The 18222-nt window shown below is 71.8% G+C and carries 20 protein-coding genes; 19 read left to right on the forward strand and 1 reads right to left on the reverse strand.

What is annotated here, in order from left to right:
* Positions 1 to 78: 78 nt before the first annotated feature.
* The 3 genes from rho (at position 79) to EDF34_RS16610 (ending at position 3599) form a co-directional block, all read left to right on the forward strand.
* Positions 79 to 2142 carry a transcription termination factor Rho gene (gene rho, locus EDF34_RS16600; RefSeq protein ID WP_123372612.1) on the forward strand — a complete coding sequence of 688 codons (2064 nt, stop codon included), beginning with the start codon at positions 79 to 81 and terminating at the stop codon, positions 2140 to 2142.
* A 123-nt stretch (positions 2143 to 2265) separates the two neighbouring features.
* A complete protein-coding gene (locus EDF34_RS16605) occupies positions 2266 to 3246 on the forward strand; it encodes a hypothetical protein (protein WP_123372613.1) in 981 nt (326 codons plus the stop codon).
* 29 nt (positions 3247 to 3275) lie between these two features.
* A complete protein-coding gene (locus EDF34_RS16610) occupies positions 3276 to 3599 on the forward strand; it encodes a TfoX/Sxy family protein (protein WP_123372614.1) in 324 nt (107 codons plus the stop codon).
* 339 nt (positions 3600 to 3938) lie between these two features.
* On the opposite strand, the gene EDF34_RS16620 is transcribed toward EDF34_RS16610, so the two are convergent.
* A complete protein-coding gene (locus EDF34_RS16620) occupies positions 3939 to 5069 on the reverse strand; it encodes a glycosyltransferase family 4 protein (protein WP_123372616.1) in 1131 nt (376 codons plus the stop codon).
* A gap of 276 nt (positions 5070 to 5345) precedes the next feature.
* Here EDF34_RS16620 and rpmE point away from each other — a divergent pair, with 276 nt between their 5' ends.
* From rpmE to nucS, 16 genes are all read left to right on the forward strand, one after another.
* Positions 5346 to 5558 carry a 50S ribosomal protein L31 gene (gene rpmE, locus EDF34_RS16625; protein ID WP_123372617.1) on the forward strand — a complete coding sequence of 71 codons (213 nt, stop codon included), beginning with the start codon at positions 5346 to 5348 and terminating at the stop codon, positions 5556 to 5558.
* Positions 5559 to 5704: 146 nt separating this feature from the next.
* Positions 5705 to 6790 carry a peptide chain release factor 1 gene (prfA, locus tag EDF34_RS16630; RefSeq protein WP_123372618.1) on the forward strand — a complete coding sequence of 362 codons (1086 nt, stop codon included), beginning with the start codon at positions 5705 to 5707 and terminating at the stop codon, positions 6788 to 6790.
* Positions 6787 to 7689, forward strand: coding sequence for a peptide chain release factor N(5)-glutamine methyltransferase (gene prmC, locus EDF34_RS16635; protein ID WP_123372619.1), 903 nt, complete (start codon positions 6787 to 6789; stop codon positions 7687 to 7689). Before prfA ends, prmC begins: the two co-directional genes overlap by 4 nt.
* Positions 7686 to 8354, forward strand: a complete 669-nt coding sequence (locus tag EDF34_RS16640; RefSeq protein ID WP_123372620.1) for an L-threonylcarbamoyladenylate synthase — start codon at positions 7686 to 7688, stop codon at positions 8352 to 8354. The genes prmC and EDF34_RS16640 overlap by 4 nt, the downstream gene beginning before the upstream one ends.
* On the forward strand, positions 8351 to 9493 hold the full coding sequence (locus EDF34_RS16645; RefSeq protein WP_123372621.1) for an MraY family glycosyltransferase: 1143 nt from the start codon (positions 8351 to 8353) through the stop codon (positions 9491 to 9493). The genes EDF34_RS16640 and EDF34_RS16645 overlap by 4 nt, the downstream gene beginning before the upstream one ends.
* Positions 9490 to 9978: a hypothetical protein gene (locus EDF34_RS16650; RefSeq protein WP_123372622.1), complete on the forward strand. Its 489-nt coding sequence runs from the start codon at positions 9490 to 9492 to the stop codon at positions 9976 to 9978. The genes EDF34_RS16645 and EDF34_RS16650 overlap by 4 nt, the downstream gene beginning before the upstream one ends.
* A 74-nt stretch (positions 9979 to 10052) precedes the next feature.
* Complete coding sequence (atpB, locus tag EDF34_RS16655; protein WP_233549930.1) at positions 10053 to 10874, forward strand: F0F1 ATP synthase subunit A; 822 nt, start codon at positions 10053 to 10055, stop codon at positions 10872 to 10874.
* A 75-nt stretch (positions 10875 to 10949) separates the two neighbouring features.
* Entirely contained in the window at positions 10950 to 11180 is a 231-nt protein-coding gene (gene atpE, locus EDF34_RS16660; RefSeq protein WP_118768262.1) for an ATP synthase F0 subunit C, read from the forward strand.
* Positions 11180 to 11752 (forward strand): F0F1 ATP synthase subunit B, encoded by a 573-nt coding sequence (locus tag EDF34_RS16665; protein WP_123372677.1) that lies wholly within the window; start codon positions 11180 to 11182, stop codon positions 11750 to 11752. Before atpE ends, EDF34_RS16665 begins: the two co-directional genes overlap by 1 nt.
* The gene (locus tag EDF34_RS16670; RefSeq protein WP_123372623.1) at positions 11752 to 12564 is read left to right on the forward strand and encodes a F0F1 ATP synthase subunit delta; all 813 of its coding nucleotides are present in this window, start codon (positions 11752 to 11754) and stop codon (positions 12562 to 12564) included. The genes EDF34_RS16665 and EDF34_RS16670 overlap by 1 nt, the downstream gene beginning before the upstream one ends.
* Positions 12565 to 12653: 89 nt before the next feature.
* Positions 12654 to 14282 (forward strand): F0F1 ATP synthase subunit alpha, encoded by a 1629-nt coding sequence (gene atpA, locus EDF34_RS16675; protein ID WP_123372624.1) that lies wholly within the window; start codon positions 12654 to 12656, stop codon positions 14280 to 14282.
* Between the two features lie 3 nt (positions 14283 to 14285).
* Positions 14286 to 15179: a F0F1 ATP synthase subunit gamma gene (locus tag EDF34_RS16680; RefSeq protein ID WP_123372625.1), complete on the forward strand. Its 894-nt coding sequence runs from the start codon at positions 14286 to 14288 to the stop codon at positions 15177 to 15179.
* 48 nt (positions 15180 to 15227) lie between these two features.
* Positions 15228 to 16709 carry a F0F1 ATP synthase subunit beta gene (gene atpD / locus EDF34_RS16685; protein WP_123372626.1) on the forward strand — a complete coding sequence of 494 codons (1482 nt, stop codon included), beginning with the start codon at positions 15228 to 15230 and terminating at the stop codon, positions 16707 to 16709.
* Positions 16710 to 16809: 100 nt separating this feature from the next.
* A complete protein-coding gene (locus EDF34_RS16690) occupies positions 16810 to 17094 on the forward strand; it encodes a F0F1 ATP synthase subunit epsilon (protein ID WP_123372627.1) in 285 nt (94 codons plus the stop codon).
* A 13-nt stretch (positions 17095 to 17107) separates the two neighbouring features.
* The gene (locus EDF34_RS16695; RefSeq protein ID WP_158615111.1) at positions 17108 to 17509 is read left to right on the forward strand and encodes a DUF2550 family protein; all 402 of its coding nucleotides are present in this window, start codon (positions 17108 to 17110) and stop codon (positions 17507 to 17509) included.
* Positions 17510 to 17516: 7 nt separating this feature from the next.
* Entirely contained in the window at positions 17517 to 18212 is a 696-nt protein-coding gene (gene nucS, locus EDF34_RS16700) for an endonuclease NucS (protein WP_123372629.1), read from the forward strand.
* Positions 18213 to 18222: the final 10 nt, after the last annotated feature.

The raw sequence follows: 18222 nt of genomic DNA on the forward strand, positions 1-18222 counted from the left end.
CGTCTCGGTCGTCTCGACCGGACGTAGGCCGACACCCGAGTCCAGGGTCGCGGCCACCGACGAGGGGAAAGGTCCTTCGTGACAGACACCATCGATCCCGCCGTGAGCACGTCCGGCGGGTCCACGCAGTCGATCTCCGCGCTGCGTCTGCCCGAGCTGCAGGCCCTGGCCTCCGGCCTGGGCGTCAAGGGCACCTCCAAGATGCGCAAGGGTGACCTCGTGGAGGCCATCTCGGCCGCCCGCGGTGCCAGCCGTCACGGCGCCTCGTCGGCGCTGGACACCCGCCGTGAGCAGACGGTCGCCGTCGCCGACGAGGCGCCCGCCGCGCCCGCCCGCCGCCGCGTCACGCGTGAGTCCGGCTCCGCCGCGGCGCCGGTGCGCGTCGAGCAGCCCGCCGAGCCGGTCGCACCGCCCGTCCGCCAGCCCGACGCGCTCGCCGGCCTGGAGGCCGCGCTGGACGCCAAGCTGGGCCACGACTCGCGCCCCGCGAGCACCGACACGCACGCCGACGAGTCGCGCGACGACCGCGCGGCCCGCGCCGCCGACGCCGTCGGCTCCGTCACCGGCGAGCGTCGTTCGCGCCGGTCCGGCCGCGGCACCGGTGCCCCGCAGGGCGCCGACGAGCAGGACGCACCCGAGGCACCGCGCCAGGACCGCCAGCAGGGCAACCAGGCGCGCCAGAACGAGCAGGGCGGGGCGCAGGGCAACCGCCAGCAGACCCGCCAGGCCGGCCAGGGCAACCAGGGCGCCCCGACGAACGGGCAGGCCAACCAGTCCCAGGCCAACCCGAACCAGGCCAACCAGAGCCAGGCCAACCCGAACCAGGGCGAGTTCGACGACGAGACGGGCGGCCGCCGCCGTCGCTCGCGCGACCGCTACCGCGACCGTGACCGCAAGCGCGGCCGCGGCGCGCGCCCGGGCGGTCCCGACCTGGCGGGCCTCGACGAGATCGACGTGAACGACGACGACGTGCTGCTGCCCGTCGCCGGCATCCTCGACGTCCTCGAGAGCTACGCGTTCGTCCGCACCAGCGGCTACCTGCCGGGCCCGGGCGACGTCTACGTCTCGCTCAACCAGGTCAAGAAGTCGGGCCTGCGCCGCGGCGACGCGATCACCGGTGCCGTGCGCCAGCCGCGCGAGGGCGAGCAGATCCCGCAGAGCAACCGCCCGAGCAAGGTCAACGCGCTCGTCCGCCTGGACTCGGTCAACGGGCTGGACCCGGAGGAGGCGCGCACGCGCCCCGAGTTCAGCAAGCTCACGCCGCTGTACCCGCAGGAGCGGCTGCGTCTCGAGACCGAGCCCACCCGCCTGACGCCGCGCATCATCGACATCGTCGCGCCCATCGGCAAGGGCCAGCGAGGCCTGATCGTCGCGCCCCCGAAGGCCGGCAAGACGATCATCATGCAGCAGATCGCGAACGCCATCGCGATCAACAACCCCGAGGTCCACCTCATGGTCGTGCTCGTCGACGAGCGCCCCGAAGAGGTCACGGACATGGAGCGGACGGTCAAGGGCGAGGTCATCGCCTCGACGTTCGACCGCCCCGCCTCGGACCACACGATCGTCGCCGAGCTCGCGATCGAGCGGGCCAAGCGCCTGGTCGAGCTGGGCCAGGACGTCGTCGTGCTGCTCGACTCGCTGACCCGCCTGTCGCGCGCCTACAACCTGGCCGCCCCGGCGTCCGGGCGCATCCTGTCCGGTGGTGTCGACGCCTCGGCGCTCTACCCGCCCAAGCGGTTCTTCGGCGCGGCGCGCAACATCGAGAACGGTGGCTCGCTCACCATCCTGGCCTCGGCGCTGGTCGAGACCGGCTCGAAGATGGACGAGGTCATCTTCGAGGAGTTCAAGGGCACCGGGAACATGGAGCTGCGCCTGTCCCGCTCGCTCGCGGACAAGCGCATCTTCCCGGCGGTCGACGTCAACGCGTCGAGCACCCGCCGCGAGGAGGTCCTGCTCTCGCACGACGAGCTCAAGATCGTCTACAAGCTGCGCCGCGTGATGGGTGCGCTCGACCAGACGCAGGCCATCGAGCTGCTGCTCGGCAAGCTGCGCGACACCAAGTCGAACGTCGAGTTCCTGCTCCAGGTGCAGAAGACGACGCCCGGCAGCTGGGGCGACGAGAACGCGGGCCGCACGGTCTGACGCACGGCTCCCGAGACGGCCCTGCGCCCCGCAAGGGGAGCGGGGCCGTCGGTCGTAGGCCATGATGTCGGCGTGCCGCTCGACCCTCCAGATCCCCGTGGCGGCCGCGCTACCTTCGCCACCGTGGACGACCTGCCGGGGTGGTGGAAGCTGGGCGCGCTGGCGGGTTACGTCGCGGTGTTCGCGCTGGTCACCCAGGTGCCGCGGCTGTGGGGCGTGCAGTGGCTGTGGGAGCACGCGCTCCTGGTGCTCCCCGTCGTCGCGGTCGGCTGGTTCGCGGGCGTGCTCTGGGCCGCCGAGCGATGGGCGCCACCGCGTAAGCGCGTTGCCGCAACAGCCCGAGAGGCGCACGCGTACGTCGCTCCCGAGCCGCACGAGGCCCTCGTGCGCGCGCGCAGCACGGCGCGCCGAATCTCGCTCCGTCGTGCCCTCGCGGTGCTGGCAGTCCCGCTGGCCGGCTGCGCCTACGTGCTGTTCGCGACGTCGGCGGACGACGACCAGCGACTGCTCGACACCCAGCCCCCTCAGACGGCCGTCGTGGTCGGCGTCCACGTCGAGCCGCTCGACCGGACGCGGACTCCCGACGTCACGGTCGATCTCGGAGGGCGTCGCGCTGAGCTCGGCCTCAGCTTCGCGGGCGACGGCGACGTCCGTGTCGGTGACGCGATCCAGGTCGTGGTCGACCCCGACGACCCCAGCTACGTCCTGTCCACCCGCTCGCACGACGACTGGGTCTACGAGGGATGGGTCGCGGTACTCGTCGGAGCGGTCGCGGCCGGCGTCGTGCTCGTCGTCGGGGTGCTCGTCTGGCGCGCGGGGCCGCCGCGACGAGCGGTCCGCGCGGCACGACGAGCGACGACGACCTCGACGGCGACGGTCGATCGGTACTCGCGCGCCGGCACGGTGCTCCGTGCCGGAGACACCCGGTGGGTGTTCCGCGGGGCCACGTGGGCAGGGCGCCCCGGGCTCGAGGTCGTCGTTGTGGGAGAGCTCGGTGAGGGCCGGTGGGTCGTGGTCGACAGCGGACGGACGCGCTGGCCGCTCGCGCCACTGGCCGCGGCTGCACCGGGTGTACCTCTCGAACGCGATGTCGGAGCTCCGTGACACCATCGCCTCGACCCCAGGGAGGCGCGATGTTCGATCAGGTTCTGGCAGATCGCGTGCGGCCGCTGCTCGCGAGTCAGCCCGACGTGAGCGAGCGGCGGATGTTCGGCGGGCTCGCGTTCCTCGTCGGCGGGAGTATGGCCGTGGCGGTGAGCAGCCACGGCGGCCTCATGGTCCGGGTCGCGCCCGACGAGACCGCCGAGCTGCTCCGAGAACCGGGGACCAGCCCCATGGAGATGCGCGGTCGCCCGATGAAGGGCTGGATCCGCGTCGACGCCGGGGCGGCGCAGGACGACGACGAGCTGGCCCGGTGGGTGACGCTCGGCGTGGCGAGGGCGGACGCGCTCGCCTGAGTTACACCAACCGGTGGAACAGCTCGGCGGACGTCATCGGGTCGACACGTGGTGCGGGCCAGTGGTGGACGAACCTGCGGCGGTGGCCGCAGCGCACGCAGGTGAACGTCCGCGTGATGTGGGTTCCGGGCTCAGGCGTCCGGCCGTCGGGGTCTCCGCGGTAGACGTGCAGGCACACCGTCATTGGTGCTCAGCTCCTCGATGGGATCGGTGACCCCATCGTGGCCCTGCGGCTCCCCGATCGCGCCGGGTGCGCAGCGGGGGACCCGCCGGCGTCCACGATGTGAGATTTAGACTGGTCGACGCGGCGTGACCTGCGACGACGCGTGTCCGAATCGGTCACGAGGCGCCGAGGTACCCCCGGCACCGAGCGGCGATGTCGTCCCACTGCCAGTCGGCCTGCGCCCGCGCGCGTCCCGCCACGCCCATCGCCCGGGCCTTGACCGGGTCGGTGAGCAGCTCGACGATCCGCGCGGCGATCTCGTCGGGCGAGGTGGGGTCCACGACGTACCCGGTCACGCCGTCGTCGACCGCATCCGGTGCGCCGCCGGAACGGCCCACGATCACCGGCTTCTCGCACGAGGCGGCCTCGAGGAACACGATCCCCAGCCCCTCGGGCTCGAGCCCGGCCAGGCGCGTGCGCGACGGCATCGCGAACACGTCGGCCGCGTCGAAGTAGGGCGGGATCTCGGCCCAGGTGACAGCGCCGGTGAAGGTCACAGCGTCGCCCAGCCCGAGGCGCGCGACCTGCTTGTCGAGCGCCCCGCGGTGCTTGCCGTCGCCGACGACCAGCAGCCGCGCACCCGGCACCGCGCGCTGCACGGCCGGCCACGCAGCGATGAGCTGGTCCTGCCCCTTGCGGGCCACCAGCCGGGCGGCGCACACGACGAGGGGCGCGTCGCCGAGGTCCAGGGACGCGCGCACCGCGTCGCCGCCGCAGCCGGGGTAGAAGCGGGCCGAGTCGACCCCCGGCGCGAGCCGCTGCTGGTGCGAGCGCCCGGTGTCGGACAGGCCGCGGGCGATCTGGTCGCGGCACCAGCCCGAGATGTAGGTGAGCACGTCGACCGAGTCGCCGATCCGGCGCAGCAGGCTGCGCATCACGGGGACCCGCGCCCACCAGACCTCGTGCCCGTGCGTGATCGCGACGACCCGCTGCGCACCCGCGTCCCGCAGCGCCGGGGCGAGCAGGCCCAGCGGCGCGGACGCCCCGAACAGGACGCGGTCGCAGCCGTGCTCGCGGAACGCGACGACGACGTCGCGGCTGACCCGACGCGTGGGCAGCAGCATCGAGGTGCGGTCGCGGATCACCGGGTAGGGAAGCGTCGCGTCGTAGGCGGCGTCTCCCGGCATCGAGGAGGTGTAGACGACGACCTCGCCGGCCGGGAACCGGTCGCACAGCGCGGCGACGAAGGCCTCGATGCCGCCCTGACGCGTCGGGAAGTCGTTGGTCACGACGAGCGTGCGCGGCACAGAGGTCCTCCAGGTGTCGGGGCCGCCTCATCCTAGGTGGCCCGAGGTAGCCGCTCTTGTGACACGAGTGAACCGGTGGGGCGCGCATCGGCCCCAGGAGGTGACTCGCGCACCAGGTGCGGCTAGGTCGGGCCGCGGCAGATCGGCGGCGATCCGCGTGCCGGATCGGGAAGATTTCGGGTAGCGGCCCTGTTCTGGCAGAATGTCCCGCTGGTCTGCGGTTCACCCGCGCGAGTCACGCGTGGGACCCGGAGACACCCGAACGAGGAGATCCTTGTGAAGTCTGACATCCACCCCGAGTACGTGGCCACCGAGGTCACGTGCACGTGCGGCAGCACCTTCGTCACCCGCTCCACCGTGACGAGCGGCAAGATCCACGCCGACGTCTGCAGCGCCTGCCACCCGTTCTACACGGGCAAGCAGAAGATCCTCGACACCGGCGGCCGCGTCGCCCGCTTCGAGGCCCGCTACGGCAAGAAGGCCAACTAGCACCCTCACAGCGCCGGTGCCCGGTGCGGATGACTGCCCTCCATGGCAGTGTCCGCGTCGGCACCGGCGCTGTGTCGTTCTCCGGGCCTGCTCCGCATGGCTGCCCGGTGCCGTCCCCGCGCACGTCCCATGACAGGAGCTCACCCGTGAGCGACGCCTTCGCCGCAGCGCTGCCGCTGCTCGCCGAGCACGCGCAGATCGAGTCCCAGCTGGCGGACCCCGCCGTGCACGCCGACGCGGGCCGCGCCCGCACGCTCGGCCGCCGGTACGCCGAGCTGGGCCGGGTCGCCCAGGCGTACAAGGCGTGGGAGTCCGCGGCCGACGACGCGCAGGCCGCCGCCGAGCTCGCCGAGGACCCGGCGTTCGCCGCCGAGCTCCCCGAGCTGCGCGCCGCGGCCGACGAGGCCGCCGCGCGGCTCCGCAACGTCCTGATCCCCCGGGACCCGGACGACGCCCGCGACGTGATCCTCGAGGTCAAGGCCGGCGAGGGCGGCGAGGAGTCGGCCCTGTTCGCCGCCGACCTGCTCCGCATGTACACGCGCTACGCGGAGAAGATGGGCTGGGCGACCCAGCTCCTCGAGGCCACCGAGTCGGACATGGGCGGCTACAAGGATGCGCAGCTCGCGGTGAAGTCGCGCGGCGCGACGGCTCCCGAGGACGGCGTGTGGGCGCACCTGAAGTACGAGGGCGGCGTGCACCGGGTCCAGCGCGTGCCGGTGACCGAGTCGCAGGGCCGGATCCACACCTCGGCCGCCGGCGTGCTCGTCTTCCCCGAGGCGGACGACGAGGGCGAGGTGGAGATCGACCAGAACGACCTGCGCATCGACGTCTACCGCTCCTCGGGCCCGGGTGGCCAGTCCGTCAACACGACCGACTCGGCGGTCCGCATCACGCACGTGCCCACGGGCATCGTCGTCTCGATGCAGAACGAGAAGTCGCAGCTGCAGAACCGTGAGCAGGCCATGCGCGTGCTGCGCGCCCGGATCCTGGCCGCACGCCAGGAGGAGGCCGCCGCCGCGGCCAGCGAGGCGCGCCGGTCCCAGGTCCGCACGGTCGACCGCTCCGAGCGCATCCGCACGTACAACTACCCCGAGAACCGGATCGCCGACCACCGCACCGGCTACAAGGCGTACAACCTCGACGCCGTGCTCGGCGGCGACCTGCAGCCCGTCGTGCAGTCGGCGATCGACGCCGACGAGGCCGCGCGCCTGGCGGCCGCGGGCGAGCAGTGAGCGAGGCGCGGACCCTGGGCGTGCGCGAGCTGGTCGAGGGCGCGACGAGGCTCCTCGCCGAGGCCGGCGTCGGCTCGCCGCGGATTGACGCGATCGAGCTCGCCGCGTACGCGCTGGGCCTCGACCGGCTCGAGCTGGTCCTCGCACCGCTTGCCCCCGAGGGCTTCGCCCTGGAGTACGCCGGGCTCGTCGAGCGCCGCCGCCTGCGCGAACCGCTGCAGCACATCACCGGCCGCACGGGCTTCCGCTACCTGACGATGGCCGTCGAGGCCGGCGTCTTCGTGCCGCGCCCGGAGACCGAGGTCGTCGCGCAGGTGGCCGTCGACGAGGCGGCACGCCTGACCGCCGCGGGGGAGCAGCCCGTCGTCGTCGACCTGTGCACGGGCGCGGGCGGCATCGCCGTGTCGGTGGCGACCGAGGTGACCGCCGCCCGGGTCTGGGCGGTCGACGCGTCGCCCGCCGCGGTCGCGCTGACGCGGCGCAACAGCGCGGGCGCCCCCGTCGACGTCCGCGAGGGCGACGTCCGCGACCCGAGCCTGCTCGCCGAGCTCGACGGCACGGTCGACGTGCTGGTCTCCAACCCGCCGTACATCCCCCCGGACGCCGTCCCGGTGGATCCCGAGGTGCGTGACCACGACCCTGACCTGGCCCTCTACGGCGGCGGGGCGGACGGGCTCGACATCCCGCGCGCGGTCATCCGGGCCGCCGCGCGGCTGCTCAAGCCCGGCGGCCTGCTCGTCATGGAGCACGCCGAGGTCCAGGACGCGCAGGCGCGCGACGCCGCGGCCGTGACCGGGGCGTTCACCGCGATCGAGAGCCGCCCGGACCTCACGGGTCGGCCGCGCATGCTCGTCGCGCGCCGGATCGGGCCGCTCGCCGTGACAGACTCGCAGCCGTGAACGAGCGGATCCGGCCGGCAGGCGACCCGACGAGCTGGGGCCCAGCGGTCGACGAAGCAGTCAACGCGCTGTCCCGCGGCGGCCTCGTGGTGCTGCCGACGGACACGGTCTACGGCATCGCAGCCGACGCCTTCGCACCCACGGCCGTCCAGGCGCTGCTCGACGCCAAGGGCCGCGGTCGCCAGATGCCGCCCCCGGTGCTGATCCCCGCGGTCGGCACGATGGCCGGCCTCGCCACGGACGTGCCGGACGCCGCGCACGCGCTCGCCGAGGCCTTCTGGCCCGGCGGCCTCACGATCATCGTCGCCGCCCAGCCGTCCCTCGCCTGGGACCTCGGCGAGACGCGCGGCACCGTCGCGCTGCGGGTGCCGGACCACGACACCGCGCTCGCGCTCCTGCGCCGCACGGGCCCGCTGGCGGTCTCGAGCGCGAACCGCACGGGCTCACCCGCGGCCCTGACGGCGGGGGAGGCGTTCGAGCAGCTCGGTGAGTCGGTCGACGTCTACCTCGACGCCGGCCAGGCACCGGGCGGCGTCTCCTCGAGCATCGTCGACGCGACGACGTCCACGCTGCGCCTGGTGCGCGCGGGTGCGATCAGCCTCGAGCGGCTGCGCGAGGTCGCGCACGTGGTTGGCCCGGACGACGGCGAGGGCACCCCCGGGTGAGGGTCTACCTGCTCGTCCTGCTCATGGCGGCCGCCATCGCCTACCTCGCGACGCCGCTGGCCCGCTGGTGCGCGCTGCGCTGGGGTGCCATCACGGCCGTGCGCGACCGCGACGTGCACGCCATCCCGACCCCCCGCCTGGGCGGCATGGCGATGTTCGCCGGCATCGCGCTCGCGATCCTCATGGCCTCCCGCCTGCCGTTCCTGTCCGCGGTCTACGACAACCCCAAGCCGCTGGTCGGCATCGTCGGGGGAGCGGCGCTCGTCTGCGCGCTCGGCGTGGCCGACGACATCTGGGACCTGGACTGGCTCACCAAGCTCATGGGGCAGGTGCTCGCCGCGGGGTTCCTCGCCTGGCAGGGCGTGCTCCTCTACCAGCTGCCCATCGGCGGCGTGACCGTCGGCTCGACCCGGATGTGGACGTTCCTCACCATCCTCACTGTGGTGATCGCGATGAACGCGGTGAACTTCGTCGACGGGCTCGACGGGCTCGCCGCGGGCGTGCTGGCCATCGGCGGCACCGCGTTCCTGCTCTACTCCTACCTGCTCACCAAGAACACGAGCTCGGACTACGCGAGCCTGGCGACGCTCGTGCTCGCCGTGCTGGTCGGCGCGTGCGTCGGCTTCCTGCCGCACAACGTCTACCCGGCGCGCATCTTCATGGGTGACTCGGGCGCGATGTTGCTCGGGTTCGTGTTCTCCGCCGCGGCGGTCGTCGTGACCGGTCAGATCGACCCCGAGTCGGTCTCCGAGCGTGCGTCGTTCCCCGCCTTCCTGCCCATGCTGCTGCCGTTCGCGGTGCTGCTGCTGCCGCTGCTGGACATGGCGCTCGCGCTGGTCAGACGCGTCGGTGCGGGCAAGTCGCCGTTCCACCCCGACCGCATGCACCTGCACCACCGGCTGCTCGGGCTGGGGCACTCGCACCGCCGCGCGGTCGTCATCATGTACGTCTGGACGGCGGTGGTCGCGTTCGGCGTCGCAGCCCTCGTGCTGTTCTCGACGACGATCGTGGTGTGGCTGCTGGCCGCGGGCGTCGTGCTCGCGCTCCTGGCCACCCTGGGCCCCCTGCGCGGCCGCCGACGCCGCCCGCCGCCCGTCGAGTCCACGAAGACCGAGAAGACCCCGGAGACCGCTCGATGACCACCCCCAGCCCCGCCCCCCTGTCCGAGGCCGCGGCCGCCGACGCCTTCCGGCGCGCGCTGCGCGACATGTTCTGGATGCTCGGCATCCTCCTGGTGGTCGGCGTCGGCGTCGGAGCGCTCGTCGACGGCACCAAGGGCGTGTGGGGCGCGCTGATGGGCGTCGCCCTCGCGCTCGTCTTCTCGGGCACCACGGTCATCTCCGTGCTGCGCACCGTGAACACGTCGCCCGCCCACACGACGGCGGTGATCATGGGCGCGTGGCTCGGCAAGATCGTGGTGGTCTTCGTCGCCCTCGCGGTGCTCGGCCAGTTCGACTTCTACAACCGCACGGTGCTCGGCCTCGTGCTGTTCGCCGGGGTCCTCGGCTCAGCGATCCTGGACGCGCGTGCCGTGCAGCGCGGCCGGATCCCGTACATCGAGCCGACGCCCCCCGCCGGTGCCCCCGGCCAGCCCGCCCCGGGTCCGGAGTCAGGCGTTTCATAGGTTAGGCTTCCCCCAACCACGACGGCCGACCGCGCTGAGTGTGCCCGCACTGACGCGGCACCGCGCATCGAACTTTGGAGACCGCCCTGTCCAGCCTTGCGACGATCCTGCCGCTCGCCGCGGATGACAGCGGTTTCCACGCGCCGTCCCTCGCGGACTTCTTCCCGCCGGCCGTCCTCTTCGAGGGCACGCCCTTCGAGATCAACCGGATCATGATCGTCCGGTTCATCGCGACCGCCGTGCTCCTGACGATCATCATCCTCGCCGCGAAGCGCGCCAAGCTGGTGCCGGGCCGCGGCCAGGTGATCATCGAGATGGTCATGAACTTCGCCCGCAAGGGCATCGCCGACGAGATCCTCGGCGAGAAGCTGGGCAAGAAGTACGCCCCGGTGATCACCACGATCCTGTTCTCGATCTTCTTCCTGAACATCACGGGCGTGGTGCCGTTCCTCAACGTCGCCGGCACGTCGGTCATCGGCCTGCCGCTGATCTTCGCGCTGTGGGTGTTCTTCCTCTACCTGATCGACGCGGTGCGCTCGCTCGGCGTGGGCGGCTTCCTCAAGGGGCAGCTGTTCCCCCCGGGCGTCCCGAAGTTCGTCTACATCGTGCTGACGCCCGTCGAGTTCCTGCAGGTGTTCCTGCTGCGGCCCGCGACGCTGACGATCCGGCTCTTCGCCAACATGATGGCCGGGCACCTGCTGCTCGCGCTGTGCTTCTCGGCGACGTCGTACCTCTTCTTCCAGGCGGCCGGTGGCCTCAAGGTCCTCGGAGCCGTCACCCTCGCGGGCGGGTTCGCCTTCTACCTGCTCGAGATCTTCGTCGCCGCACTGCAGGCGTACGTGTTCGCCATCCTCACCGCGGTGTACCTGCAGATGGCCCTCGAGCCGGAGCACTGACAGGCACTCGCGACCGCGGCCGGTTGCACGAGGTAACCAGCCGCCCCCCCCACGGACGCGCCGAGCGGCGCGCTGATGAAAGGAACCACACCAGTGGAGATCACCGGCAACCTCGCGGTCATCGGCTACGGCCTCGCCGCCATCGGCCCCGGCATCGGTCTGGGCATCCTGTTCGGCAAGACGATCGAGAGCATGGCGCGTCAGCCCGAGATGTCGGGTCAGCTGCGTTCGACCATGTTCATCGGTCTGGCCTTCATCGAGGTCTTCGGCCTGCTCGGCCTCGTGACCCCGTTCATCTTCCCGTGATCAGCGGGACCATCGCAGGCCTCCTGACAGCTGCGGAGGAGGCCGAGACGCCGAACCCGCTGCTGCCTGAGACCTACGACATCGTCTGGTCGCTGTTCATCGTCGTCATCCTCGGCTTCGTGTTCCTCAAGTACGCGCTGCCGAAGATCCAGGCGGTGCTCGACGAGCGCACCGAGCTGGTCGAGGGCGGGCTGGCCAAGGCGGAGGCCGCACAGGCCGAGGCCGCGGCAGCCAAGGACGAGTACCAGCAGCAGCTGACGGAAGCCCGGACGGAGGCCGCCCGCATCCGCGAGGAGGCGCGCGCCGAGGGAACGGCGATCGTGGCGGAGTCGCGCACGCGCGCCACCGCCGAGGCGGCTCGGATCGTCGAGAACGCCCAGCGCCAGATCGACGCGGAGCGTCAGCAGGCCTCGGTCTCGCTGCGCAACGAGGTCGGCGAGCTGGCCACGGAGCTCGCGTCGAAGATCGTCGGCGAGTCGCTCGCGGACGAGGCGCGTCGTTCGCGCGTCGTCGAGCGCTTCCTGGACGAGCTCGAGGCGAGCACCGCTGCGGACGCAGGTAAGGGGAACTGATGCGTGGGACGAGTCGGGCGTCGCTGGATGCCGCGGAGGGCCGCTTCGAGCCGGTCCTCGGCGCCGCCGGCGCCAAGGCCTCGGTGCTCGGGGAGCAGCTGTTCGCGCTCGTCGACGCGCTGGACCACTCCGGCTCGTTGCGCCGGACCCTGGCGGACCCGTCGATCCCGGCGGCCCCCAAGGGCGCCCTGGTCGCGCAGCTGCTGAAGGACGCCGAGCCCGCGGTCGTCGAGGCGGCGCAGGGCCTGGTGGCCTCGCGCTGGTCGGAGGACCGTGACCTGGCGGACGCCGTCGAGCACCTCGCGTTCCACGCGCTGCTCGCCTCGGCGAACGCGCGCGGCGAGCTGGACCGGGTCGAGGACGAGCTGTTCCGGCTCACCCGGGCACTGGTCGGTCAGCGCGAGGTGCGCCAGACGCTGTTCGACGACAAGATCCCGGGCGACGCCCGGGCGCGCCTGGTCGACCAGATCCTGGCCGACCGCACCGACCCCGCGACGGCCGCGATCGCGCGCCGTGCGGCCTCCGCCCCCCGCGGTCGTCGCTACGTCGCAACGCTGGGCCACATCGCCGACCTGATCGCCGAGCGCCGCAGCCGGCAGGTCGCGACGGTCACGTCCGCCGCGCCCCTGACGACGGCGCAGCGGGATCGACTGTCCTCGATCCTCGAGCGGGCCTACGGCCGCGCCGTGCAGATCAACGAGGTGAACGACTCGCAGGTGCTCGGTGGCCTGCGCATCCAGGTGGGCCCGAACGTCGTCGACTCGACGGTGCTCGCCCGCCTGGCGGACGCCCGCCGACGAGTGGCCAGCTGAACCCAGCGTGACCCCGCGCGCCGCATCACGGCGAGCACCACGACATGTGAGACCGCACGCACCCCGTGCGATTGACGAGGAGAAGAGCAATGGCTGAGCTGACGATCCGGCCGGAGGAGATCCGGGCCGCGCTGGACAGCTTCGTGAAGTCCTACGAGCCGACCGGTGTGGTCTCCGAAGAGGTCGGCCGCGTGACCCTCTCGGGCGACGGCATCGCCCAGGTCGAGGGCCTGCCCGGCGCCATGGCGAACGAGCTGCTCCGCTTCGAGGACGGCACGCTCGGCCTGGCGCTGAACCTCGACGTGCGCGAGATCGGTGTCGTCGTGCTCGGTGAGTTCACCGGCATCGAGGAGGGCCAGGAGGTCCGCCGCACGGGCGAGGTCCTGTCGGTCGCCGTCGGCGACGGCTACCTCGGCCGCGTGGTCGACCCGCTGGGCGAGCCCATCGACGGCCTCGGCGCCATCGAGACGGACGCCCGCCGCGCGCTGGAGCTCCAGGCTCCCGGCGTCATGGCCCGCAAGTCGGTGCACGAGCCGCTGCAGACCGGCCTCAAGGCGATCGACTCGATGATCCCGATCGGCCGCGGCCAGCGTCAGCTGATCATCGGCGACCGCCAGACCGGCAAGACGGCCATCGCGATCGACACGATCATCAACCAGAAGGCCAACTGGGAGTCCGGCGACGAGTCGAAGCAGGTCCGCTGCATCTACGTCGCCATCGGCCAGAAGGGCTCCACGATCGCCGCCGTCCGCGGCGCGCTCGAGGAGGCCGGCGCGCTGGAGTACACGACGATCGTCGCCGCTCCCGCCTCGGACCCGGCCGGCTTCAAGTACCTCGCGCCGTACACCGGCTCGGCCATCGGCCAGCACTGGATGTACCAGGGCAAGCACGTCCTCATCGTGTTCGACGACCTGTCGAAGCAGGCCGAGGCGTACCGCGCCGTGTCGCTGCTGCTGCGTCGTCCGCCGGGCCGCGAGGCCTACCCGGGTGACGTCTTCTACCTGCACTCCCGTCTGCTCGAGCGTTGCGCGAAGCTGTCGGACGAGCTCGGCGCGGGCTCGATGACCGGCCTGCCGGTCATCGAGACCAAGGCCAACGACGTCTCGGCCTACATCCCGACCAACGTCATCTCGATCACCGACGGTCAGATCTTCCTGCAGTCGGACCTCTTCAACGCCGACCAGCGTCCCGCCGTCGACGTGGGCATCTCGGTGTCCCGCGTCGGTGGTGCCGCCCAGGTCAAGGCGATGAAGTCGGTCTCCGGCACGCTGAAGCTCGACCTCGCGCAGTTCCGCTCGCTCGAGGCGTTCGCGATGTTCGCGTCCGACCTCGACGCGACGAGCCGCGCGCAGCTGGCCCGCGGTGCGCGCCTGACCGAGCTGCTCAAGCAGGGTCAGTACAGCCCGTTCTCGGTCGAGGACCAGGTCGCCTCGATCTGGGCCGGCACCAAGGGCAAGCTGGACGACGTCCCGATCGAGGACGTGCGTCGCTTCGAGTCCGAGCTGCTCGACCACCTCAAGCGCAACACGGACGTGCTGACGACGATCGCGTCGACCGGCAAGCTCGAGCAGGACACCGAGAAGGCGCTGGCCGACGCGGTCGACACCTTCCGTCAGGGCTTCCTCAAGAAGGACGGCTCGCCCCTGGTCGGTGGCGAGTCCGACGGTGAGGACGTCGACGTCGAGCAGGAGCAGATCGTCCGTCAGAAGAAGGCCTGATCGATGGCCGGTCTGCAGCGCGTCTACAAGCAGCGCATCAAGTCCACCCAGGCGCTCAAGAAGATGTTCCGGGCGCAGGAGCTCATCGCGGCTTCGCGCATCGGTCGTGCGCGTGACCGGGTGAGCAAGGCTGCGCCGTACTCGCGGGCGATCACGCGTGCGGTCTCGGCCGTCGCGACCCACTCCAACGTGACCCACCCGTTCCTCGTGGAGCGCACGGACACGAAGCGCGTCGCGGTGCTCGTGATCGCCTCGGACCGCGGCATGGCGGGCGCCTACTCGGCGAGCGTCATCCGCGAGACGGAGCGGCTCGTCGAGCGGCTCGAGCGTGAGGGCAAGCAGGTCGCCCTGTTCGTCTCGGGTCGTCGCGCGGTGAGCTACTACACGTTCCGCGGTCGTGACATCGAGGGCTCCTGGTCGGGGCACTCGGACGCGCCGAGCACGGAGGTCGCGGGGGAGATCGCCGACGCGATCCTCGACGCCTTCCGCGCGCCGGCAGACGAGGGCGGCGTCGCCGAGGTGCACGTCGTCTACACGCAGTTCGTCAACATGGTCACGCAGCGTCCCCGCGTGATCCGGCTGCTGCCGCTGGAGATCGTCGAGGGCGTCGCGCCCGCCGACGACGCCGAGACGCTCCCGCTCTACGAGTTCGAGCCCGAGCCCGCCGTGGTCCTCGACGCGCTGCTGCCGCGCTACGTGCGCAGCCGCATCTACGCGTCGCTGCTCCAGGCCGCCGCGTCCGAGCTGGCTGCACGCCAGCGCGCGATGCACACGGCGACCGAGAACGCGGAGGACCTCATCCGCATGTACACCCGACTGGCCAACCAGGCTCGTCAGGGCGAGATCACCCAGGAGATCAGCGAGATCGTGTCGGGCGCCGACGCACTCGCCTCCTGATCCTCCGCACTTCCTCCGAATGACACAGCCAACGAAGCGAGGCCAGACATGACCGCCACCACCGTCGACGAGACGGCCGCCACCGCCGGCACGCCCGGCGTGGGTCGGGTCGCCCGGGTCATCGGCCCGATCGTGGACATCGAGTTCCCCGCGGACCAGCTCCCCGAGCTGTACAACGCGCTCACGGTCGAGATCGACCTGTCGAGCCAGGGCGAGGGCGAGAGCAAGTTCACGATGACCCTCGAGGTCGCCCAGCACCTGGGCGACTCGCTGGTCCGCGCGATCGCGCTCAAGCCGACCGACGGTCTCGTGCGCGGCGCGCACGTCACCGACACGGGCGCTGCCATCTCCGTTCCCGTGGGTGACATCACCAAGGGCCACGTCTTCAACGTGACCGGCGAGGTGCTCAACCTCAAGGAGGGCGAGCAGTTCGAGGTCACCGAGCGCTGGCCCATCCACCGCAAGCCGCCGGCCTTCGACCAGCTCGAGAGCAAGACGCAGATGTTCGAGACCGGCATCAAGGTCATCGACCTGCTGACGCCGTACGTCACGGGCGGGAAGATCGGTCTCTTCGGTGGTGCGGGCGTCGGCAAGACGGTCCTCATCCAGGAGATGATCCAGCGCGTCGCGCTCAACCACGGTGGTGTGTCGGTGTTCGCCGGTGTCGGCGAGCGCACCCGTGAGGGCAACGACCTCATCGTCGAGATGGAGGAGGCGGGCGTCTTCGACAAGACGGCCCTCGTCTTCGGCCAGATGGACGAGCCGCCGGGCACGCGTCTGCGCGTCGCCCTGTCGGCCCTGACGATGGCGGAGTACTTCCGCGACGTGCAGAAGCAGGACGTGCTGCTCTTCATCGACAACATCTTCCGCTTCACGCAGGCCGGTTCCGAGGTCTCCACGCTGCTCGGCCGCATGCCGTCCGCGGTGGGCTACCAGCCGAACCTGGCCGACGAGATGGGCGTCCTGCAGGAGCGCATCACCTCGACGCGTGGTCACTCGATCACGTCGCTCCAGGCGATCTACGTCCCCGCCGACGACTACACCGACCCCGCGCCGGCCACGACGTTCGCGCACCTCGACGCCACCACGGAGCTCAGCCGTGAGATCGCCTCGCGTGGTCTCTACCCCGCCGTGGACCCGCTGACGTCGACGAGCCGCATCCTCGACCCGCGCTACGTGGGCCAGGACCACTACGACGTGGCGACGCAGGTCAAGCAGATCCTGCAGCGCAACAAGGAGCTCCAGGACATCATCGCGATCCTCGGCGTCGACGAGCTCTCCGAGGAGGACAAGACGGTCGTGGCGCGTGCGCGCCGCATCCAGCAGTTCCTCTCGCAGAACACGTACATGGCCGAGAAGTTCACCGGCGTCGTGGGCTCGACCGTCCCGATCGCGGAGACCGTCGAGGCCTTCAAGAAGATCGCGGCGGGCGAGTTCGACCACATCGCCGAGCAGGCCTTCTTCAACATCGGCGGCCTCGAGGACCTCGAGCGCAACTGGGCCCGCATCCAGAAGGAGTACGGCGTCTGACATCCCCGTGGTGCGCCGGGCCCCCGGGCCCGGCGCACACTGGGTGCAGGACACCGCACGCTCTCCGCAGGGGGAGCGACACAGCTATCTAGGAGGATCCGTGGCATCGCTCGAGGTCGACCTCGTCGCCACCGACGGCAAGGTCTGGACGGGCACCGCCCGCCAGCTCATCGCGCCCGCCGGCGACGGTGAGATCGGCATCCTGGCCGGTCACACCCCCGTCCTGACGATCCTTCGTGAGGGCGAGATCCGCGTGTACCCCGAGGGCGGTGGCCCCGTCGAGCGGTGGCACGTCGAGGGCGGCTTCCTGTCGTTCGACGACAACCGCGCCACGATCGTGGTCGACGCCGTCAGCAGGACCGCCTCGGCGACGTCGGCGCACTGAGGTCGATCGCCCGGTGCCCACGCTGGTCCTCGTCGCGTCGGTCGCCCTGGTCGTCGTCGTGCTCGTGCTGGGGGGCCTCTGGCTCTCCCGGAGCCGGACGCTCGGCCACCGGGTCGGCTCGTTCCGCTGCGCGGTCGGCCGGACAGGCTCCGGTCCGTGGTCGGCAGGCATCGCGCAGTACGGCGCCGAGCACCTGTACTGGTGGCGGCACCTGTCGCTCGCACCGCGCCCCGGCCACCGCTGGGAGCGCCGTGGCCTGGCTGTCCTCGACCGTGTCGACGCCGGCGCGGGGAACGTCGTGGTGACGTGTCGCGTGGGCGGGGACGAGCTGCCGCTGCTCATGAGCCGCGAGGCGTACGAGGGACTGACCTCGTGGATCGAGGCCACCCCGTCGCGCGTCGACTCGGTGATCTGAGCCGGTCGTGCGTCTCGTCGTCGCGTCCTGCGCCGCGCGCTACAGCGGCCGCCTCAACGCCCACCTGCCCCGCGCGACCCGTCTCGTGGTCGTCAAGGCGGACGGCAGCGTCCTGCTGCACTCCGACGGCGGCTCGTACAAGCCGCTGAACTGGATGAGCCCCCCGTGCTCGCTCGTCGTCAGCGAGCCCGACGACGAGTCGCGAGCGGCCGGCGTCACCCAGGTCTGGACCGTCCAGCACGCCAAGTCCGACGACCGGCTCGTGATCGACCTGTACGACGTGCTGAGCGACTCCTCGCACGACCTCGGCGTGGACCCCGGCCTGGTCAAGGACGGGGTCGAGGCCCACCTGCAGGAGCTGCTGGCCGCGCAGATCGGCCTGCTCGGCACGGGTCACACCCTGGTCCGGCGGGAGTTCCCGACGGCCATTGGTCCGGTGGACATCCTGGCCCGCGACGCCGCCGGGGCGACGGTCGCCATCGAGATCAAGCGTCGCGGCGACATCGACGGCGTCGAGCAGCTGACGCGCTACCTCGAGCTGCTCAACCGCGACCCCCACCTGGCCCCCGTCCGTGGGGTCTTCGCCGCGCAGGAGATCAAGCCGCAGGCGCGCGTGCTCGCGACCGACCGCGGCATCGGCTGCCTCGTGCTCGACTACGACGCGATGCGCGGCGTCGACGACGTGGACTCCCGCCTCTTCTGATCCCACCCCG

This window comes from Cellulomonas sp. PhB150 (assembly GCF_003755175.1).
Classification (GTDB): domain Bacteria; phylum Actinomycetota; class Actinomycetes; order Actinomycetales; family Cellulomonadaceae; genus Cellulomonas.